The organism is Gilliamella sp. W8126 (assembly GCF_016102185.1).
GTDB classification, from domain to species: Bacteria; Pseudomonadota; Gammaproteobacteria; order Enterobacterales; family Orbaceae; genus Gilliamella; species Gilliamella apis_A.
Genome location: NZ_JACFPE010000001.1, coordinates 338,998 through 360,770, shown reverse-complemented (window position 1 = coordinate 360,770; position 21,773 = coordinate 338,998). Strand labels below are relative to the sequence as shown.

Here is a 21,773-nt window from a genome sequence, read left to right as displayed (position 1 = left end):
ATATATGAAATATCAATTACAACCAGAAACAGCAGTATTAGATAGCAACGGATTAACAGTTTCGGCAGGCTGGACAGTCGTTTATAACGTTGATGCAAAAGGTGAATTTTTACAAGCCACCTATCAATATTTACCAGTAGGTGTTGGTTTGCCAGCTAATGCTTATTTAGACGCACCAAAAAGCGTTAAAGATAATCAAGCCATTATTCACAATGGCCAACAATGGACTTACCCTAAAGATTTGCGTGGTACAATGATTTACTCAACCGAAACGGGTGCAGAAACGACCATGCAAGAAGTGGGGGAAATCCCTGCTGGCTATACAACATCAAAACCAAACAGTGAATTTGACAGTTGGGACGGTGAAAAATGGGTGTTAGATACAGAAAAACAACATCAACATAATGTCGATATTGCAACATCACAAAAAAAACAATTATTAAGTGAAGCAACATCGCAAATCAGTTATTTACAAGATGCAGTTGATTCGCAAATCGCCACTGAACAAGAAATTCAATTACTCGCTGAATGGAAAAAATACCGCGCATTAGTAAATCGCATTGACGCTCAACAAGCACCAAATATCGACTGGCCTAGCAAACCATCACTCTAGTTTGTTTCGCTCAATTTGACAATTAAGGTGTTGTTATGTTGAGCGAATATTTTTTTTATTTCAACCGAGCCGCTACACTAGAACCAGATATACTATAAATGTTGTTGGCAAAAAGGCAAAGTCTATTTTTACTAATAAAAACCCTTTTTTTGAGCCATTTTTCAACATATTGATTTTTAAATCATTTTGTTTTAAGTAAAAAAAAGGGTTGCAATAATCTAAATGTAATCGCCAAAAACGTCACTCCTCAACTTTTTATTGCTCGTTTTTTACTCTGACCACTTCAAAACACGATTAAACTTAAGGTTAAAGATTTAATTTTTTATTGGTTATCGTTATAAATGATAATGTTTTCTTGTTTATAAATTTATTTCATGGCATGATTTAGCATTTTATTTATCTAATAAAAAAATAGTTAGGCTTTTGCTAAAACTAAAATTAAATATTTAATCAAAACTCTAGGGAAAATAGATTCATGAGTACAGGTACTATGAAGAAAAGTCATTCACAGTGGAGCTCTCGCATGGGATTTATGCTTGCAGCTGCCGGTTCTGCTGTGGGTTTAGGTAATATATGGAAATTTCCATATATGGCTGGTGAAATGGGTGGTTCAGCATTTGTTCTGACCTATTTACTATTTATGTTTGTCATTGGCTTGCCAATTTTAGTTTTAGAATGGTTAATCGGCCGTCGCGGACAAAAAAACCCAATACATACCATGGAAGATGTTGCCGCATCAGAAGGTCGCTCAAAATTATGGCGCTGGGTTGGTATTATTGGTGTACTTGGCTCGTTTTTAATTCTTTCTTTTTATAGTGTAATTGGTGGCTGGGCGACTGATTACATCTTTTTAGCTATCAATGGCACCTTCAATGGTGTTGATGGTGCTGCTACTGGGCAAATTTTTAGCGGTTTCCTTAGCGATGTCGGTAGCCTTTTAACTTGGCATACCGTGTTTATGGCTGCGAATACTATTATTGTGGCTATGGGCGTTGGTGGTGGTTTAGAGCGTGCTTGTAAAGTGATGATGCCTGGTTTAGGGCTACTGCTTTTAATTCTAGTTGGTTATGCAGCTATTGTTAGTGGCCCATCATTTGGCGTAGCGTTTAACTTTTTATTCACCCCTAATTGGTCAGCATTGAGTGGTACCGCTATTTTAGCTGCTTTAGGCCATGCGTTCTTCAGCTTATCATTAGGTATGGGGATTATGATGGCTTATGGTTCATATCTTGGTAAAGATGTGAATTTACTATCTACTGCCCGCACCGTGGTTATTTTAGACGTTATTGTGGCCATGCTATCTGGTATGGCAATCTTTCCGTTAGTATTTGCTAATGGTTTAGAAGCTGGAGCGGGTCCAGGTCTTATTTTTGTTACCTTACCAATTGCCTTTGGTAATATGGCTGCTGGCTCAATTTTAGGTTGCTTATTCTTTATCTTCCTAACTTTTGCTGCCTTAACTTCATCAATTTCATTACTTGAACCAACTGTAGAGCTTTTAGAAGAGAAAACGCCTATGGGCCGTAAAACTGCGACTGTGGTTAGTAGTGTATTAATTTGGGCATTAGGTATTGCTTGTATTTTATCCTTTAATGAATGGTCAGATGTCACGTTATTTGGTAAAAATATTTTCGATTTACTCGACTATCTAACGAGTAAGATTATGTTACCTGTGACTGGATTAGGAACAGTAATCTTCGGTGCTTGGATGATGAACCAAAAAATTATTCGTAAAGAATTGAACTTAGGCAATTTCTGGTTTGGTGTATGGTCAATCTTGACTCGCGTCATCATTCCTGTGGCCGTAGTAGTTATTTTAGTTTGTGGATTCTTACCAGAAACTCGATAATTAACTGGTTAGTAAATTTAAAAGCCTTGATTAATATCAGGGCTTTTTTATTGCCAAAATAACTAAAAAATCAGCAATTAATTAGTTATCTTAATACTCTCTCTTGAAATTGTCTTTTTTATTCCCATATAACGATACAACAATTAATCAAATCATTATGTCAATGTTAATCAGTTAATATTAACAAGATAACATCTTATTTATCGCATTAATAAGATGAACGTTTTGTGGTAAATATTAATTGAATTTGCAAATATAGCTGAGGTATTAGTCAATGAGTAAACAAGGAACTGAAACACGTGGATTTCAATCCGAAGTTAAACAAATTCTTCATTTAATGATTCACTCTTTATATTCTAATAAAGAAATATTTTTAAGAGAATTAATTTCAAATGCTTCAGATGCAGCTGATAAGCTTCGTTTTAAAGCACTTGAAAATCCTGATTTATACGCTGGTGATGCCGAGCTTGGGGTTCGTATTTCAACCAACAAGGAAGCTGGCACCTTAACCATTGCCGATAATGGTATTGGTATGACTCGTGATGAAGTCATTGAGAATTTAGGAACAATTGCTAAATCAGGCACCAAAGCATTTTTAGAGTCAATTGGTAGTGATCAAGCTAAAGATAGCCAACTTATTGGCCAATTTGGTGTCGGTTTTTACTCAGCATTTATTGTTGCTGATAATGTTACCGTGACAACTCGTGCGGCAACAGCCAAAGCAGATGAAGCAGTGATGTGGCAATCTGCTGGTGAAGGTGAATACACCATTTCTGATACTAACAAAGAAACACGTGGTACTGAAATCGTCTTACATTTGAAAGATGATGAAAAAGAGTTTTTAGATGATTGGCGCTTACGTTCAATTATTAGCAAATATTCAGATCACATCTCATTACCAGTTGAAGTACAAACTACTGATGAAGAAAGCAAAGAAGTTAAATGGGAAAAAGTGAATAAAGCCCAAGCACTTTGGACGCGTAGCAAATCAGAAGTAACAGATGAAGAATATAAAGAGTTCTATAAACATATTTCCCACGATTTTGCCGATCCGCTAAGCTGGAGCCACAACCGTGTCGAAGGTAAACAAGAATATACTAGCTTGCTCTATATTCCATCTAAAGCACCATGGGATATGTGGAATCGTGACAATAAACACGGTTTAAAATTGTATGTGCAACGTGTTTTCATTATGGACGATGCAGAACAATTTATGCCAAACTACTTACGCTTTGTAAAAGGCTTAATTGATTCTAATGATTTACCATTAAATGTTTCCCGCGAAATCCTGCAAGATAACAAAGTAACCCAGAATTTACGCAATGCATGTACTAAACGTGTTTTACAAATGCTTGATAAACTTGCTAAAGATGACAAAGAACAATATCAACAATTCTGGAGTGAATTTGGTCTCGTTTTAAAAGAAGGGACTGGCGAAGATTTTAGCAATCGTGAGTCTATAGCTAAGTTATTACGCTTTACTACCACTAACAGTGATAGCGAGGTACAGAGCGTATCATTAGATGATTACATCAGTCGTATGCAAGAAGGTCAAGAGAAGATCTACTTCATTACTGCCGATAGTTATGGCGCAGCCAAAAATAGTCCTCACCTTGAATTATTCCGTAAAAAAGGTATCGAGGTATTATTACTTTCTGATCGTATTGATGAATGGATGATGAGCAATTTAACTGAATTTGCTGGTAAACAGTTCCAATCTATCAGTAAATCTGACGAATCAATCGAGAAGTTAGCCGATCAAAATAGCGATGAACAAAAACAAGTTGAAAAAGAACTTGAGCCATTTATTGAACGAGTGAAAAAAGTTTTAGCAGACAAAGTTAAAGAGGTTAAATTAACCCATCGTTTAACTGATACACCAGCAATTGTAACAACAGCTGCTGACGAAATGTCTACCCAAATGGCTAAATTATTTGCTGCAGCAGGACAAAAAGCACCAGAGATCAAATACACATTTGAGATTAATCCTGATCATCAATTAGTCAAACGCATCGCTAATACTCAAGATGAAACAACATTTAGTGACTGGGTTGAGTTATTGTTAGATCAAGCGCTTCTTGCTGAAAAAGGATCCTTGAGTGATCCAAGTAAATTTATTCAGACCATGAATAAATTACTTGCTCAATAATTAATTAACTATTTCGAATATTCAACCCGACAAGGCTTGCCTGTCGGGTTTATTGCTATTTTTTACCGCAAAAAATCAACAATTTTTAAGCCAAATTTTGATACTTATCACACTTTTTCATTTTATTACTTTCTATTTTTGTTAAGCTAGACATAATAACCTAACCTTTAATTTAGACTGTAACAGATGAAAGTTCATAAAATATTAAATAATAATGTTGTCGTAACGTTAGATGCAAAGGGAAATGAATTAATTGTTACTGGACGTGGGGTAGGATTCAAAAAAAAGGAAGGAGATGAAATTGACCCCAAACTTATTGAAAAGCAGTTTTCATTGAATAATCAAGAAATACTGCCAAAGTTTGCTGAGTTGCTTTCGGAAATACCTATCGAAATTCATACAACTTCAGATATTATAATCAATTATGCAAAAAAACAGTTAGGTGGCAAATTACAAGATAGTATCTATATTTCATTAACCGATCATATCTATTTTGCTATTGAAAGACATAAGCAGGGATTTGATATTCCAAATAACTTCATTTGGGAAATAAAAAAATTCTATCCAAATGAATATCAAATTGGTTTGCATGCTTTATCGGTGATTAAACAGCGCTTAGGTGTAGAACTGCACGAAGACGAAGCTGGTTTTATTACCTTCCATATAATCAATGCACAACTAAATGATACCATGCCGAATATTGTTAATATGACGAAGATCATGCGTGAAATTTTGAATATTGTTAAATACCATTTTAAATTTGAATATGATGAAAATAGCCTATCCTATCAACGATTCGTCACGCACTTAAAGTTTTTTGCGCATCGTATCTTGAGTCAAGGTAAACAAGCTCAACAAGACACATCATTATATGAAATTATTCGGCAAAAATATGAACAAGCCTATTTGTGTACTAAACAGATAGACTTACATTTAATTCAACAATATCAGCATCCATTATCCGATGATGAAAGTTTGTATTTGACTATTCATATTGAACGACTAAGAGCCGAGCTAAAAAATAATAGTGTGATCGAAATCACAAAATAATTAACTATTAGCAACAATATTATTAAATTTATGTTAATTTAATTAACACTGAAATTTTGGATTGTTATTGCATCAACTATTTTTTGATGCAAGCAAAACCTAAACTCCCAATGGAATGGGAGTTTAGGTTTTTTTTTGCGCTTAAATAAGGATAAGCTATGAAAAACAAACAACTTGCCGAAGTAATTATTGAGCATGTAGGTGGTAAAGATAATATTATCAGTCTAGTGCATTGTGCAACTAGACTTAGATTTGCATTGAAAGATGAATCAAAAGCAAATGCTGAATTTTTAAAAAAACAAGCCGGTATCATTACAGTTGTACAAAGTGGTGGACAGTTCCAAGTCGTAATCGGTAACAGTGTTGCAGATGTATTTAATGTCATCATGCAATTAACCAATCTCAATGAAAAACCAACCAACGATGCACCACCGGCTGCCCCTAAAGGTATTGTATCAAAACTGATTGATTTAGTTTCTAGTATCTTTATCCCTGCACTAGTCGTACTTGTTGCTGGTGGTATTTTTAAAGGAATAGTAGCAATATTACAAGTCATGGAACTTGTTCAAGCTGACTCACCAACCCTTAACTTCTTAAATGCGATTGCTGACGCCCCATTCTATTATTTACCAATCATTCTAGGATTTTCAGCGGTTAAAAAATTCGGTGGTAATCCTTATGTAGGTATGGCATTAGGTGGTGCATTGGTTCATCCTAGTGTGGTTGGCATGTTAGGTAATAAGTTTGAATTACAAACAGAATTTTTTAGCATTCCTATTAAATTAATCCCTTATCCTTCATCGGTTTTCCCAATAATCTTAGCTGCATGGTTCTATTCATTATTAGAACGCAACCTAAACAAAATCATGCATGACTCATTCAAAAAGTTTATTGCTCCGTTATTTGGTTTGATAATTACCGTACCACTAACCTTTGCTGTTATTGGTCCAGTTGTGTCATTCTTAAGTGATACAGTTGCTAGTGGTATCATCTATGTTTATCAACTTAACTCTGTCATTGCTTCTATGATTTTAGCTGCTCTTTGGCAAGTGATGGTGGTGTTTGGTATCCATTGGGGATTAGTACCATTTGCGATGAATAATATCTCGGTTTATCAAGAAGATTTTATGATTCCAATCTTATTCCCTGCGGTATTCGCTCAAGTTGGCGCAGTATTAGCGGTTATGTTACGCAGCAAAGATCCACAAGTTAAAACATTAGCAAGTTCATCGGTATTATCTGGAATTTTTGGGGTAACCGAACCGGCCATTTATGGCATTAACTTACCATTAAAACGTCCATTTATTATCGGCTGTATTTCGGCAATGATTGGTGGAGGTATTGTTGGTTATTATCATTCGGTCATCTATTCATTTAGCTTTATTAGTATCTTCTCATTTTTACAATTAATTCCACCTACAGGCATTAATGAAAAATTTTATGCGGTAGTATTTGGTTCACTTATTTCATTTGCAGTAGCCACATTAGTCACTTATCTATTTGGTATTCCAAAAGATAAAAAACAAAATAATGAAAATGAAATAGAAAATTCTGATTCAAACAACAATAAAACTGATAGTGATGAACTAGTAAAAACAATCACTATTGCCAGCCCATTAACTGGTCAACTTATTGACTTAAAGGAAGTTAATGATGTTACTTTTGCGAGCGGTTTAATGGGTAAAGGTGCTGCAATTATTCCAACTATTGGCGAAGCTGTCGCACCAGAAGATGGTGAAGTAGTGTCACTATTTAGAACGAAACATGCTATCGGTTTCCAAACTAAATCAGGTGCAGAAATACTTATCCACATTGGTATTGATACAGTGAAGTTAGATGGCCAACATTTTGAAGCTCATGTAGAAAGTGGTCAAAAAGTGAAAAAAGGTGATCGACTAGTAAGCTTTGATATTGAAGCAATAAAACAAGCCGGTTTTGAAGTAACTACACCAATCATAATCACTAACAGTGATGACTATATCGATGTGCAGTGCATATTTAATCAAGATAATATTCAACATGGTGACGCACTATTAGCGTTAAGTGCAAACAAGGAGTAAAACATGGCTAATACTTTTCCTAATGATTTTTTATGGGGCGGCGCAATTGCCGCTAACCAAGTCGAAGGTGCTTATAATGAAGATGGTAAAGGTCTTTCAACATCAGACTGTACTCCTAATGGTCTATTTGGCGATATAGTTGATCGTAATAATGTCCAAATTAACAGTATCAAAGATCGGGCTATCGACTTTTATCATCGCTATCCAGAAGATGTAGCCCTGTTTGCGGAAATGGGATTTACTTGTTTAAGAACATCTATCGCATGGACACGTATTTTTCCTAATGGCGATGAAGAACAACCAAATGAAAAAGGTTTAGCATTTTACGATAAACTGTTTGATGAAATGTTAAAACACAACATTACGCCTTTAGTCACCTTATCACACTACGAAATGCCCTATTACCTCGTTACTCAATATGGTGGTTGGGGAAACCGTAAAGTGATTGAGTTTTTTACTCGCTATGCCAAAACTGTATTTGAACGCTATAAAGATAAAGTGAAATATTGGTTAACATTTAATGAAATTAATATGTCACTACATGAACCATTCACCGGTGTCGGTTTAGCTAGAAATAGCAGTAAAGCAGAAATCTATCAAGCTATTCACCACCAATTAGTAGCCAGTGGACGGGCTGTTAAACTTTGTCATCAAATTATACCTGATGCAAAAATTGGTAATATGTTACTTGGCGCTATCGCTTACCCTCTTAGTCCAAAACCAGAAGATGTTTGGGCAACGCATTTAGAAAATCATGGTTGGTTGTTCTTTGGTGATGTGCAAGCACGTGGCTATTACCCAACGTATATGAATCGTTATTTTAAAGAAAACAATATTGAATTAACGATTACCGATCAAGACCGTGAAGATTTAAAAGAAACTATCGATTTTATCTCGTTTAGTTATTACATGAGTTGTTGTGGAACAGCTGACGACTCACTTCGTCAAAAAGGTAACATTCTTGATATGGTACCTAATCCACATCTCAAAGCGTCTGAATGGGGCTGGCAGATCGACCCAATCGGTATCCGTTACTTATTAAACTTGCTTTATGAACGTTTCCAAAAACCTCTATTTATTGTTGAAAATGGCTTAGGCGCTAAAGACAAACTTGAAGCTGATGGCACCATTAATGACGACTATCGTATTAATTATATGAACGATCATTTAGTGCAAATTCGTGAAGCGATTAATGATGGTGTTGAAGTGATGGGATATACCAGTTGGGGACCAATTGACCTAATTAGTGCATCTAAAGCAGAAGTGACCAAACGATATGGTTTTATCTATGTGGATTTAAATCAAGACGGTTCTGGTACCCTACAACGTTATAAGAAGAAAAGCTTTTATTGGTATCAATCAGTCATTTCATCGAAAGGTGCTAATTTAAAATAATGATGATTCCGGTAGGTCTTCATTTGCCCTACCGGTAATTTCACGCATCATAATAGTGACTATGCCATATGAGGCTAAAGATGAAAAATAAAAAAATTAAAGCAGTATTCGTTACTAGTGCGCTGTTATTAACAACGCTTGCTACTGGTTGTAGCAATCAAGCAAATAATGCAACAAACAATAATAGTGATGATGCCATAAATATTTATTTTGCTCGACACGGTAAAACTTTATTTAATACCTATGATCTTGTACAAGGTTGGGCTGATTCACCATTGACTGACAAAGGTATTGAAGTTGCACGTTATTTAGGTGAAGGTTTTAAAAAGCAACACATTCAATTTGATGCTTATTACACCAGTGATGCTGGACGTCAACGTGAAACAATGCAAGTTTTGTTACAACAAAAAGGTGTTAAAGATTACCAGATCCAAGAATTAAAAGGTTTACGAGAAGTCTTTTATGGCGGATTTGAAGGTGGAAGCAATGCTAAAATGGTATCTGCATCCATGAAATCTCTTGGTTTTAAATCTGTTGATAGCTTTTATAAAAGTTATGTGCAAGGACAAATTCCCGTGGCAACTCTAACTGATGCCATCGCTAAGAGTGACCCTAAACAGCAAGCGGAGAACTTTGACCAGGTTAAAGAGCGAACCCAAAATGCGCTGCATAGCATTGTAAAAACAGCCCAAGATAAACATCAAAAAAATATTTTGGCTATTTCATCTGGTATGTCAATGCAAGCTATGATTTCTGATTTAACCGATAACCTAAATAAAAACAAACCATTGTCAAATGCTACCGTGGTTAAAATTGTGTATCAAAATGGTAAATATAGTGTAGTTGAAATTGGCAATATGGAGTATGTCAATCAAGGTAAATTATCACTAAATAAATAAACGACTGGAGGCAAACAAATAACTATAATCCGAATAAAATTAGATAATTAGTAATTAAATTAGCAAAATAGGATTGTTACTGCCTAGGCAGGCAAAACCTAAATATCAGCTCAACCGATAGGTTTTTGGGCGTTATTTAGGTTTTTTTTTGGAAAAATAAAGATAGGATATAACAATGAAAATAAAGTACCTTTCGCTTGCGCTACTTAATATTATGTGTTTTTCAGCTATTGCGGCTGAATCAAATTCGCTGAATACTGATAACAGTTTTTTCAAAGATAGCAAATTTGAATTTTCCACACGTAATCATTGGAAGTATTTAAAAGAAAATGCATCGCAACCCAAAGAAGTTCATAGTGCGTGGGGACAAGCATTAACATTTAACTATAAATCAGGTTATTGGTTAGATATCTTGGGATTCGATGTTACTTATGACAATGTCATCAAACTTGGAGCCAGTGATTACTTTGCTACTCGTAACTTACTTTATAACGATGGCAAAAAAGCGGATAAACACAATGCTCATGGTTTTAACAAATTTACGCAACGTTATGCTAAAGTCAAACTTGGTAATAAAGAGATTAATTTTAATGGTAAAGCAGGTTGGCATAGTTTAAAAGACATGGGGGTAATTAGTTCATCGCAACATTTAACCCGTAACAGTTATCTCGGGTATAGTGGAACACTTAAATACTCTAATTTAGCGTTATCGCTAGCTTATATAGATAGTACTTTACCTCGTGAATCGGCTAAAAAAGTGCATTTTTATAGTTTAGATAGAAAACACGTAATTGATAATATCAAAACTGCTGAAATCGCCTATAAAGATGAAGTAATTAAACTTGATTACTCTTATGGTGTTGCCAAAGATTATATCAATCGTCATGCAATTGAGTTTTCATATAAACCAATAGAAAAACTGACCTTTGGTTCACAAATCTATGGCAGTACCGCACTTAAAAATCATGACAAAATGAAAGCCAATGTGCGTGATTTTGATGATTCAGCGTGGCATTATGCAGCCGATGTTGAATGGAAAGAAGCAGACTGGAGTGCCAAATTCGGTATCGCTTATACCGATGCCAATCGAAAAGGCGCTATCGGTTATTATGGTCGTCACATAGGTAAAAATAACCGTGGCCGTTATAATGGTATGGCAGCTGCAGGTGCGGACTATATGCGTGATGGCGAAGTTGTATTATCCAGCGTATTAGGTTATGACTTCTTTAAAGATAATACCACTGGTTTATATCTAAACTATGGTGAATTTAACTATAAACATGAAACCCTAAAAAATGGTGAAATTAACGTGTTTAACATCTGGAAACCAACCAGTGGAACATTTAAAAATCTATCTATTTTGTCAAAATTTGGTTATGGTTGGTCTTATAAAACCATGAGTAGCAAAGACATTACCCCTAAATTGAGAGACGGCCATGCACAACGTTCACCAACATTATCAGCTGAAACCGTTATTGATTATCGATTTAACTTGTTATAAAAGGACGAAACTATGAAAAAACTTATTAAACTTATTGGATTAACGGCAATTCTTACTGCATCAATAGCACAAACTGTTGCTGCTGATGTGAATATCTATTTTACTCGTCATGGTAAAACTATGTTTAATAACGTGCATCGAGCACAAGGATGGTCAGACACGCCTCTTACTAAACCGGGTATTGAAGTTGCCGAGCAACTTGGCCGAGGTTTAAAAGATGTTGATTTTATTTCGGTATATTCAAGTGACTCTGGTCGTGCCAGACAAACAGCAAGAATCGTACTTGAATCTAAAGGTGAAACTAAATTAAGCATTAATGAAATGGAAGGTCTGCGTGAAACTTGCTTTGGTGATTTTGAAGGTGATCTTGATCCAAACATGTGGAACCCAGCTGCGCAGCATCTAGGTTATGAATCAGACAAAGCCCTAATGGCTGATTTAGCTAAAGGTAAAGTTACCCTTAAAAAAATGATGGATGCGATCAAAGCTGTTGAGAAATCAGGTCAAGCTGAAGACTACAATGCCGTTAAAACTCGTATGCAAGCCTCATTAAAGGCTATTGCTAAATCTGCTCAAGAACAAGGTGGTGGTAATGTACTGGTGGTCTCTCACGGTATGGCTATTATGGCAATGGTTGAAGAGATGTTAGATAAACCTATCACGAGTGGACTTGGTAATGCTAGCGTAACTAAAATCCGTTATACCGATGATGGTAAATTTATCGTTGAATCCTTAGGTGATATGAGCTATGTAGAAAAAGGCAAAGCTAGCAAATAATCTTTATAAAAAGACTCACTTACGTGAGTCTTTTTTTATTATTGTTGAATCATATTCTATTCACTCGACTATGCTTAATCACTTTGTTTGCGGTATTAATACATAAAAATAATAAGCTAGTTTATTCGAATTCATTATTCACGACTGTCTTACAATATCTTATTAATCAATATATTAATAAAAAAGTTTTAATAAATTTTTTATTTTAAATTATTCATTGCAGATAATATAAAAAAAGAAAAAATTTTTATAACTACTGAATAGAACAATCTAGAATAAACAACTATTTTTACTACTTAAATTACATCAACTGGTTATAATAAAATATCGCTTAATCGGTAATATCAGGATTTTTCATGTTTTATATTTGTCATTATTCGTCACCAATGGGATTGATAACTTTAGCTAGCCAGCACAATAAATTAGTTGGCGCCTGGATTGAAGGGCAAAAATATTTTGGTCAAATTGTTAATGCGACCAAACAAGAAAAATCTAATTTGACAATATTTAATCAAACTAAAAAATGGTTAGATGACTATTTTCTTGAAAAAAAACCATCTATAAAGCAATTATCACTTGCTCCTCAAGGTAGCGCATTTAGGCATATGGTATGGGATATATTAGCCCAAATTCCTTACGGCGAAGTCATTACCTATGGTTATATCGCAAAACAAGTGGCATTGAAATGTAATAAGCCGCATATGTCCAGTCAAGCCGTTGGAGGAGCGGTTGGTCACAATCCTTTATCAATTATTATTCCTTGCCATCGGGTTATTGGAGCCAATGGTAACTTAACTGGTTATGCTGGTGGAATTGACAAAAAAATTTGGCTTTTGCAACATGAACAAGTTGATATACAAAATTTTTTCATCCCTAAAAAAGGCACAGCGATTTAACAAAAGTTTACTTGTTAACTTTTTATTGCATAAAAAAAGCGTTTTTCGTAATTTTTTTAGTGATTTTAATGTTCACTTTTTGAGCAAAAAATTACGCCAATCGCTAAGCGCGACTGGATGCAATTTTTTGGGACAGTTTTTCGATAAAGCTTAAGTCAATTGATAACGGATATTTCCCTTTTTTCCAATCTTTCAAATAATTATATTCTCTTTCGCTTAGCATTAGATGCCAAGCATCCTGTGAATGCTTGCCGGCTAATGCTAATCGGGCTTTATCCTTTCTATTTGAGAGGTGGCTTGAATTAGGTTCTGTAATATTAGGGAGCGCTGACATCATTCTTAATTGCTCTATTGCAGTAAATTGCAATTTCTGCCATTCAATAACTTGTGTTAAATCAATCTGCCAATTTCCTCTTAATTGATAACCATAAGATTGAACAATAAGTTGGTCTGAGAAAAGTCCAATTAACTTTGGTATTGATATTCCAGCTTTTAATACTTTTTTATTATTCAATTTTTTATATTGTTGACAATAAACTTTCAAATCTAAATTTAATTTCGTAGCGGCTAAATAGAGTGATACTCCATAAACTTGTGCAAACATCCGTTCTCGAAAAAAATAGATACAATCAGACTGCTGACTTAATTTAAGTTTTTCTTCTATATTCATTAAATATAATTCATTTTAAATTAAAAATCCTAACCGTATCAATTTTGAAATTAACACAATTAGGTTTACAAAAAAGTACTTTATGTTTGTATATTTTTGTTCAATAACTTACTTACCAATCATTATGGTGTTATACAAGCAGTTAAATACATATGTTCAAAATCAGCTCGAGTGCCAACAATACCCTGTCGAGAATCGACTACATATAATGTTTTAGCATCACCTCTAAAGATATTACTTGACCAATAAATCGAAGTACCAAAATAAGGATCATTATAATCGTCCCAATCACTACTCTTATAGTAAAAATTAGTAGTATTACCCCATTCAGCAAATAGACCTCCCATCCATGTACCACGATCATTCTTATAACTAATCATTCTTCGATATTCTGGGCCAACACCAGGTATACCATAAGTCCAACCTATATAAATATTATTCTCATTGTATTCACGATTAGAATTAGTTAATTCCAATACATTAGGTATCCGATATCCACCATTTAAGCTGTTACATTTATTTTTTGAGTTAGCATAACTGCCAGAAGGCCCTATAAAGGCAATATACCATCGCTGTAACGTAAAGGTATAAAAAACATTTGTCTTACTATAATCCGCATAAAGTCTAAATGTAGAAGGTTGAAATTGACCGCCATTAGTTGAGGCTGATGGGCCTTTTAAAGTTACTCGCAAAAAGCCTTGATGGTCACTTAAAGCTAAACTTACGCCACTACCTGATATTTGAGAAACACTTTCGCCATTAATTTTAATTAGTTCTTTTGCTGATAAACCAGCTATTTTTAAATCAAAAAATAAATTATTTGATCCAGTAGTTGGAAAATTCTTATGAACATTATTAGGATCATAAAAGATAAAACCTTTGCCCTTTTTCCACTCACCATTTATATCATTTTCATATTCTACATTAGGTTTTGAATAACAAAATTTGGCGGTAGACATGACTTTTGGATAAATATAGTAGCTATGTTGAATAGCAGAAAATGATCTTGTTTTAGGAATCCCATAAGTAGTAGAAATAGTGCCTTGTGTTGCTGATACTGTTAATTTATATGGTGCCAAGCAACCATCTAGTAATGTATCAACTTGATTCTTCACTAAATTAGTTATATCGTTTCCCTCATCATCCTGCCATGTCACTTTTAAATTTCCGGTCACTGTCGGTGATTTATCGCTACCATCACCATCCATATCCCACCAATAATTTGAACCAACAACAATATCACTCAAAGGTTTTGTAGGATAATTTATATTGTCAACCGGAAAAGGAACAAAAGTTTGAATGTCGGCAAACTTTGTATTATTAGTATTAAGTCTAATAGGTTGTGTTGCACTTGATGTGTCAGTTAATGGGCTTATTTTTTCACCATTGGGTAAAGCAATTGATAATAAAGGTGAAAGATCCGATTGTGTTTTGTATTCATCAAAAGTTATATATGGTGCGCTACCATGAATAACATTGACAGTTGACGCAGATAATGCACTTACATTGTGAGTTATAATTGAGAAAACAAAAAAAACTAAAAAGGGCTTTTTTTTATCAAAAAAACGTTTTTGATTTAATAAATTATGGCTGGCTGGCTGGCTGGCTGGCTGGCTGGCTGGCTGGCTGGCTGGCTGGCTGGCTGGCCCCTAAACAACTGTATTTTAACATTTTTTCAATCCTTTGTCACGACATCCGGCTATTTTAATTGAATAAAAATATAATTTATTGTTGGTAAAAAGTATAATTAAATTGAGTGATTTTGGCAATTCCTGCCTGTCTAAAAATTGTAAAGATAAGTAAGTAAAATCAGGTCACTACTGTTATCAGTTGATCTTGATATCTTTCGGTCGTTCACAAAGATCATGATTATTTAATCATCATCCCAACAATCTTAAAATTCAATAAAATCATGGTAACAAGCAGCCTCGTTATGCAAATATCTTTATTAAAATAAATTAATAACTCAATCTTCAATCTTTTATAATGGTGTTTTGAGATTTTTGATAAAGGCTAAATCAACTTCAACAAGATAGCTAATTGATTAACAACTACTTAAATAATTAATTTGTTGACCTACTAAAATAAAATTAAAACTAAAACACTGCATATTTTGTTTTAATATTGTATATTTTTTAGTCGATAGCTCCGACGCCTGCCTTTCGCGCGTCTTCAAACGCGCTCGGCTGGCTTTTGCCGTTACTTTCGCTACGCTCTCTTCACGGCAACGTCGCTGATATCACTGTTCATAAATATGGATTACTTAGGACTCCCTGTGATACAAATAATTGAATACGTCCCGATTGCAGAAACACCAAGTACACCTTTATAAACTGTCTCTGCCGATGATTGTACTTTATTTTCCACGTTCCATAAACCAATATATTCGCCCCATTCACCAAATAGTGTATTTAATGATACCTTTTCTCCTTCAAAAAATTGCCCCTTGGATCTATATTTTGATAAGTGGCGTGGATCTGGTGTAATATAAATGTCAGGCTCTTTCGGAAGTTTGCGGCAGTTTTCCATCGAGGGAGATGATATTATTCTGTTGCCATTGTTTACTATAGATCCTACGCCATGTCTAATAAACCATTTATTGATTCTAAACTGGTAAAGTACTTTACTGTGATTTCTATCTGCATAGAGAACAAATGTTGACCATGTAAATTTCTTATCCACCGTTGTTATAACCGTTACCGGCTTCCCATTTACAACTATAAGCTTTTCCTGAACTTTAGGGCCATTTAATGTTATTTTTACTACAAATTTTCTCTCCGGTGATAAAGTTAGATATACGCCTTCCCCCTTTACTGCATTAACATTTGTGCCATTAACTGCAATCACCTCTTCTGAACTAATATCACTTAAATATAAATAATAACTCAATCCATCACCACCTGTTGTAGGAAAATTTTTATTTATATCTGATGTAACATCAAATGAGTGTCCTCCATTTAAGCCTTGTGTTCTTAACGCCCTAGCTTGAGATGCGGGTAATATGTAATAAGTATGGCTTGCTCCCTGAAAATTGCTTATATCACTTGATTGTGGAAGTCCATAACGCGTTGATAAACGTCCACTTGTAGACGAAATGGTAACTTTATAGGGCGAATCGGTAGTTGACAAAGATGCATCTTGATTATTTTTAACCCAATTAGTTATATCGTTATTATTAACGTCACTCCACTTCACATTTAAGGTGCCCGATGAACTAATTCCTATATCTCCATCAATATCATTAAAATAATTATTGCTTGCGATAACGCTACTTAAACTAATACTAGGATAATTATTAAACGGTATAATTGTTTGGATATCCTTTACTTTAGTAATCGACTCAGGTAACGCTATCGGATTGTTGCTGCTTGAACGGTCTTGATAAGGCTCATAAACCGTACCATTTGATAATCTAAGCCAAAGCAGTGGCTCTGCAGTAGAAGCGCGATTTATTCCATCAAAAGAGAGATACGGGCCATTTCCATGAATTGCATTGGCCGTACTGGCATTTAATGCATATGCCGAATTAATTGAAAGGATTAATAAACTAGATATAGCTAATATGGTTAAAAATGTTGGTTTTAAACACAAAAAGTTAAGACTTAACTGTAAGTTAAGTGAATAAGTTTTAGCGGTAATGATTTCTTTAACGGAAATAAAGAATCGTTGACTTGCAATTGGATGATTTATGCAAGCTTGACTTAATAATCCCTTTAATAACCCTAATTTATGGCTGGCTGGCTGGCTGGCTGGCTGGCTGGCTGGCTGGCTGGCTGGCTGGCTGGCTGGCCTCTAAACAACTGTATTTTAACATATTTTCAATCCTTTGTCACGAAATCCGATTGTTTCATTTCAATAAAAATTTAATTTTTTGACTGTTTAAGTATAAGTAAATTGCGTAATTTCCGCAATTGCTAGCTTTTTAAAAATTGTAAAGATTAGTAAGGAAAATCAGGGCATTACTGTTATTAATTGATCTTGATATTTTTCGGGCCATTCATAAAGATCATTATTATTTAATGATGATCTTATAAAATCTTAAAATTCAATAAAATCATGGTAACAAGCAGCCTCGTTATGCAAATATTTTTATTAAAATAGATTAATAACTCAATCTTCAATCTTCAATCTTTAATCTTTAATCTTTAATCTTTAATCTTTAATCTTTAATAATGGTGTTTTGAGATTTTTGATAAAGGCTAAATCAACTTCAACAAGATAGCTAATTGATTAACAACTACTTAAATAATTAATTTGTTGACCTACTAAAATAAAATTAAAACTAAAACACTGCATATTTTATCCTAATGTTGTATATTTTTTAGTCGATAGCTCCGACGCCTGCCTTTCGCGCGTCTTCAAACGCGCTCGGCTGGATTTTGCCGTTACTTTCGCTACGCTCTCTTCACGGCAACGTCGCTGATAGACCCTAAATAAATCCTTATGATAATCGCACTCTAACTCTGCACAAAATGACGTTAATAACCCATTTGGCTGGCGCTTAATCAACTTATTGTAATAGGAATCCACAATTTGCTATCCAATCATTAACATACTTTTGGTTGTAAAAATCTTACTTTTAATTTATGGCCTATAATGCAGTTACAATAAAGCTACCCTCATTGTAAACGTGTAAAAATACAATTTATTTATTATTACAATATTTCCTTATATTGAGATTGTAAGACTAATATTTTACTAATAGCTATTTAAAATCTCACATATAAATCCCAATACATTGGATAATATTTTAATTTAATTGTTAAACTTCTTATTATTAAGGTGAAACACAAGCTAAATAAGAAAATGTAGGGTCTGTGTTGCCAACACCACCTGAATACATACTAACCGACGGAATTCGTATATATTTACCATCATTTTTCGATATTGGTTCTGCAATCCCATAAGCTTCATGTAACCAATCACTATCAGGATAATTACGAGTGTGCGAGAAACTATTGTTATATAAAGATCCCCACTCATTGATTATTCCTCTGACCCATTCACCATCTTTACGGTAACTTAACTGACGAAGAGCATTATTGTTTGTTGGAGGTATAGCATGCCATTTTTCTTTAAAAACATCATAGGTCAAATCATACATTCCCGTTAACCGATAACCTTTACCTAATCGACGACACTCTTCTTCAGCTTTCGCTTGAGTGGTCGATAAATCTCCATCTATAAGAATATTTTGATAGACAATATCGGTAGGAATATACCAACGCATCAATTTAAATTCATAAAGTATTTTACTTTTTCCACTATCGGCATATAACCTAAATGTAGAAGGACTAAAACTCTTATCATTAGACGTTGCTCGAGGACCATTTAAGGTTATTTTTAATGCTTTTTGTGGTACACCATATAATGGGGCTTGATAAGGGTACATTATTGCATTATTAAATAGAAAAGAGCTATCATGCTCCCATAGAGTTATACCTGTACTTAAGCTTAATCTGACATTGCCACCTTCTACAGCGCTTATGCTACTGCCATTGGCCGCGATCACCGCTTCTGGACTTATTCCTGCCAATAACAAATAAAAATATAATCCATTAGACCCTGTACTTGGAAAATTATTTTTATAAATCGAACTTTCACCATCATAATTACCACTATTACGTGCGCCATTAATCTTAAATCCTTTACTTGGATAACCTCTATAATTCCAAGAAATAATGGCCGAATCCCAGCCAGATCCATCAAAAAACATACCCACTCCAGTAGTGCCATCATCATATAATGGGCTAGGTTGAGCATAACAGACATGAGGTTCAACTTTAGGATTTATATAATAATTATGGCTACCGCCCATAAAACTACTTTTATTTGGCTCTCCATATAGGGTATTTAATTCAACGTTACTTGCTGTTAAGGTTAATTTATATGGACTATCACATTCAATAAATTTACTATAGGCATTGTTTTTAACTGTGTCGGTAACATCAATACCATTAATATTTTCCCATTTAACGCCTATATCACCACTCGCTGTTGCGATAACTTCACCGGTTACATCATCATAACCATCGCCATCATCATCACCAAAATAGTTATACGGTGCTTTCAATAAATCAGTCATTTTCACTTTAGGGTAATTACTATTACCTGACTGTGGTAACGGAACGATGGTTTGAATACTCGCATAAGTATCGCCTTGATTAGGTAACTCGATTGGAGTTACTAAACTGGATTCATCATTTGAAGGATTAATTACTGTACCATCAGATAAAGTGATCCCCAATAAACTTTCCGTACTATCCGCTTTAGTTATGCCTCCGTCATAAGTAAGATATGGTGCTCCTCCATGAATTGCATTAGCTGTAGTTATATTTAAAGCATATGTGAAATTAACGGGAATGGTTAATAAACTATTTATGACCAATACACTTATTAGCATCGGTTTTAAACAAAAAAATGGGTTTATCAAATTGACTCCAAAAGACAAGAATTTAACAGTAAATAAAACTTTAAAAGAAAAAAATGAATGTTGATGCTGAGATAAATATATTCCTAACACTTGAAAAATTAATCAGTTAAATAATCTTCATTTATGGTTAATTACAGAACAACTAGCCAGTAAGACACATCAATTCATTTAAAATTAAAGTATTGTTTTATATTAAAAAATAAATAATTTTTTGATAAAAGTATAGTTTAAACCGTTAGTTATATCAAATTTTGTAATGTTAAATTTTGTCAAGATATGTAAAGTAAAATTAACAATTGTTGGTTTATTGATGAAAGTCTGAGTAAAAGTTTTTGCTAATTTATAAAAAAATATATATGGCAAGTTTTAACCACTGATTCGCATAGATTTTTTATTATAACTAATCAATTACTGTTATAAATTTACATAATCATATAGTTACAATGGTAGTCTACAATAAACTATTTATTATTTATTAACTTAGTCAGTTAAATTTAGGTAGAAAATTTAAAATAAGCCAGAATTAAATAGAGTCATAAATATTGGCATTATTAACGTTAATAAAAAACCTTGAACGATTGCTGGTGGTACAATACTAACCCCGGCTCCTTTTTGTAGCATAGGTAAGGTAAAATCCATTGAGGTTGCACCACATAAACCTAGTGCTGTAAGTTTATATCGTTTGATTAAGGTAGGAATTAAGATAATGGCACATAATTCTCGTAGAATGTCATTTAAGAAAGTAGCACTACCAATGATTGGACCATGAGCTTCTGTCATTAATATTCCCGATAACGAATACCAACCAAATCCTGATGACATTGCCAACCCTACTCTCACTGGTTGTGCCAATATGAAGGCGGCAATAATACCACCTAAAAAGGTACTTAGAATGACAATAATGGTAGTAGCAATACCCACTTTATTCAATAAAATCTGTTTTAACGAAATATTATTACTACGCAACTGAATACCAATAAGTAACAACAAAAATACTAAAACCACTTTGGTAATATCTTCACTATATTGCCAAATAAACAGTGGAAAAAGTCCTGCAACAAATCCTGCTATCAATGCAATACAGACCCGCAGAGATTCCAAGATCATTTTAAATCGTGATTGATAAGTTGCATTACTATGTGAAGTACGCCATGGTAAAAAAAGATCAACAATAGCTAAAAAAATAAAATTACCGCCAAAAGTACAGATAAAAATAATACCAGTATAAAATAAGATAATTTTTAAATTAGCAGCGAGATTATCTAAATGAGCTAGTTCGGTTCCCATTATAAATAATATAAAATAGACCATCCAACTTAAGATCTGATTAATCTTGGTTATCCACTTTTGCTCTTTGAATTTAATCAAATAACCTAAACATAACGGTACTAAAGCAATAAGAATACCAAAATACATATTTCATTCCTTAATTATCATTTTTATATTAAAAGTATCAGATAGATTTGGGTCTTGTTTAAGAT

17 protein-coding genes are annotated in these 21,773 nt (G+C 33.9%); 12 read left to right on the top strand and 5 right to left on the bottom strand.

Annotation, left to right across the window (positions count from 1 at the left end; genetic code table 11):
• The first annotated feature begins 4 nt into the window (after positions 1-4).
• From H3S74_RS01560 to H3S74_RS01515, 10 genes are all read left to right on the top strand, one after another.
• Positions 5-613, top strand: coding sequence for a tail fiber assembly protein (locus H3S74_RS01560; protein ID WP_198247038.1), 609 nt, complete (start codon positions 5-7; stop codon positions 611-613).
• A gap of 475 nt (positions 614-1,088) precedes the next feature.
• The gene (locus tag H3S74_RS01555) at positions 1,089-2,462 is read left to right on the top strand and encodes a sodium-dependent transporter (RefSeq protein WP_198199572.1); all 1,374 of its coding nucleotides are present in this window, start codon (positions 1,089-1,091) and stop codon (positions 2,460-2,462) included.
• Positions 2,463-2,736: 274 nt separating this feature from the next.
• On the top strand, positions 2,737-4,611 hold the full coding sequence (htpG, locus tag H3S74_RS01550; RefSeq protein ID WP_065578237.1) for a molecular chaperone HtpG: 1,875 nt from the start codon (positions 2,737-2,739) through the stop codon (positions 4,609-4,611).
• A 186-nt stretch (positions 4,612-4,797) separates the two neighbouring features.
• The gene (gene licT / locus H3S74_RS01545) at positions 4,798-5,661 is read left to right on the top strand and encodes a BglG family transcription antiterminator LicT (RefSeq protein ID WP_198199568.1); all 864 of its coding nucleotides are present in this window, start codon (positions 4,798-4,800) and stop codon (positions 5,659-5,661) included.
• Between the two features lie 158 nt (positions 5,662-5,819).
• Positions 5,820-7,721: a beta-glucoside-specific PTS transporter subunit IIABC gene (locus H3S74_RS01540; protein WP_110448136.1), complete on the top strand. Its 1,902-nt coding sequence runs from the start codon at positions 5,820-5,822 to the stop codon at positions 7,719-7,721.
• A gap of 3 nt (positions 7,722-7,724) precedes the next feature.
• Positions 7,725-9,116 (top strand): glycoside hydrolase family 1 protein, encoded by a 1,392-nt coding sequence (locus H3S74_RS01535; RefSeq protein WP_198247037.1) that lies wholly within the window; start codon positions 7,725-7,727, stop codon positions 9,114-9,116.
• An 80-nt stretch (positions 9,117-9,196) separates the two neighbouring features.
• Positions 9,197-10,015: a histidine phosphatase family protein gene (locus H3S74_RS01530; protein ID WP_198247036.1), complete on the top strand. Its 819-nt coding sequence runs from the start codon at positions 9,197-9,199 to the stop codon at positions 10,013-10,015.
• A gap of 175 nt (positions 10,016-10,190) precedes the next feature.
• Entirely contained in the window at positions 10,191-11,516 is a 1,326-nt protein-coding gene (locus H3S74_RS01525; protein WP_110448139.1) for an OprD family outer membrane porin, read from the top strand.
• Positions 11,517-11,528: 12 nt separating this feature from the next.
• Positions 11,529-12,293, top strand: coding sequence for a histidine phosphatase family protein (locus tag H3S74_RS01520; RefSeq protein WP_110448140.1), 765 nt, complete (start codon positions 11,529-11,531; stop codon positions 12,291-12,293).
• Between the two features lie 356 nt (positions 12,294-12,649).
• Positions 12,650-13,189 carry a methylated-DNA--[protein]-cysteine S-methyltransferase gene (locus tag H3S74_RS01515; RefSeq protein WP_232354819.1) on the top strand — a complete coding sequence of 180 codons (540 nt, stop codon included), beginning with the start codon at positions 12,650-12,652 and terminating at the stop codon, positions 13,187-13,189.
• Between the two features lie 103 nt (positions 13,190-13,292).
• Here H3S74_RS01515 and H3S74_RS01510 read toward each other — a convergent pair whose 3' ends face one another.
• The gene (locus H3S74_RS01510; protein WP_198247035.1) at positions 13,293-13,859 is read right to left on the bottom strand and encodes a hypothetical protein; all 567 of its coding nucleotides are present in this window, start codon (positions 13,857-13,859) and stop codon (positions 13,293-13,295) included.
• A gap of 122 nt (positions 13,860-13,981) precedes the next feature.
• Entirely contained in the window at positions 13,982-15,106 is a 1,125-nt protein-coding gene (locus H3S74_RS01505) for a hypothetical protein (RefSeq protein ID WP_198247034.1), read from the bottom strand.
• A 52-nt stretch (positions 15,107-15,158) separates the two neighbouring features.
• Between H3S74_RS01505 and H3S74_RS01500 the strand changes: the two genes are divergently transcribed.
• Together H3S74_RS01500 and H3S74_RS01495 are read left to right on the top strand one after the other, a co-directional pair.
• Positions 15,159-15,329 (top strand): hypothetical protein, encoded by a 171-nt coding sequence (locus H3S74_RS01500; RefSeq protein WP_181414682.1) that lies wholly within the window; start codon positions 15,159-15,161, stop codon positions 15,327-15,329.
• A gap of 49 nt (positions 15,330-15,378) precedes the next feature.
• On the top strand, positions 15,379-15,567 hold the full coding sequence (locus H3S74_RS01495) for a hypothetical protein (protein WP_198247033.1): 189 nt from the start codon (positions 15,379-15,381) through the stop codon (positions 15,565-15,567).
• A 551-nt stretch (positions 15,568-16,118) separates the two neighbouring features.
• Here the strand turns inward: H3S74_RS01495 and H3S74_RS01490 are convergent.
• The 3 genes from H3S74_RS01490 to H3S74_RS01480 all read right to left on the bottom strand — a co-directional run bounded on the left by H3S74_RS01490 (position 16,119) and on the right by H3S74_RS01480 (position 21,708).
• Positions 16,119-17,450, bottom strand: coding sequence for a hypothetical protein (locus tag H3S74_RS01490; protein ID WP_198247032.1), 1,332 nt, complete (start codon positions 17,448-17,450; stop codon positions 16,119-16,121).
• A gap of 1,186 nt (positions 17,451-18,636) precedes the next feature.
• Positions 18,637-20,292, bottom strand: a complete 1,656-nt coding sequence (locus H3S74_RS01485; RefSeq protein WP_198247031.1) for a hypothetical protein — start codon at positions 20,290-20,292, stop codon at positions 18,637-18,639.
• 507 nt (positions 20,293-20,799) lie between these two features.
• On the bottom strand, positions 20,800-21,708 hold the full coding sequence (locus H3S74_RS01480) for a lysine exporter LysO family protein (RefSeq protein ID WP_110448148.1): 909 nt from the start codon (positions 21,706-21,708) through the stop codon (positions 20,800-20,802).
• Positions 21,709-21,773 lie beyond the last annotated feature (65 nt).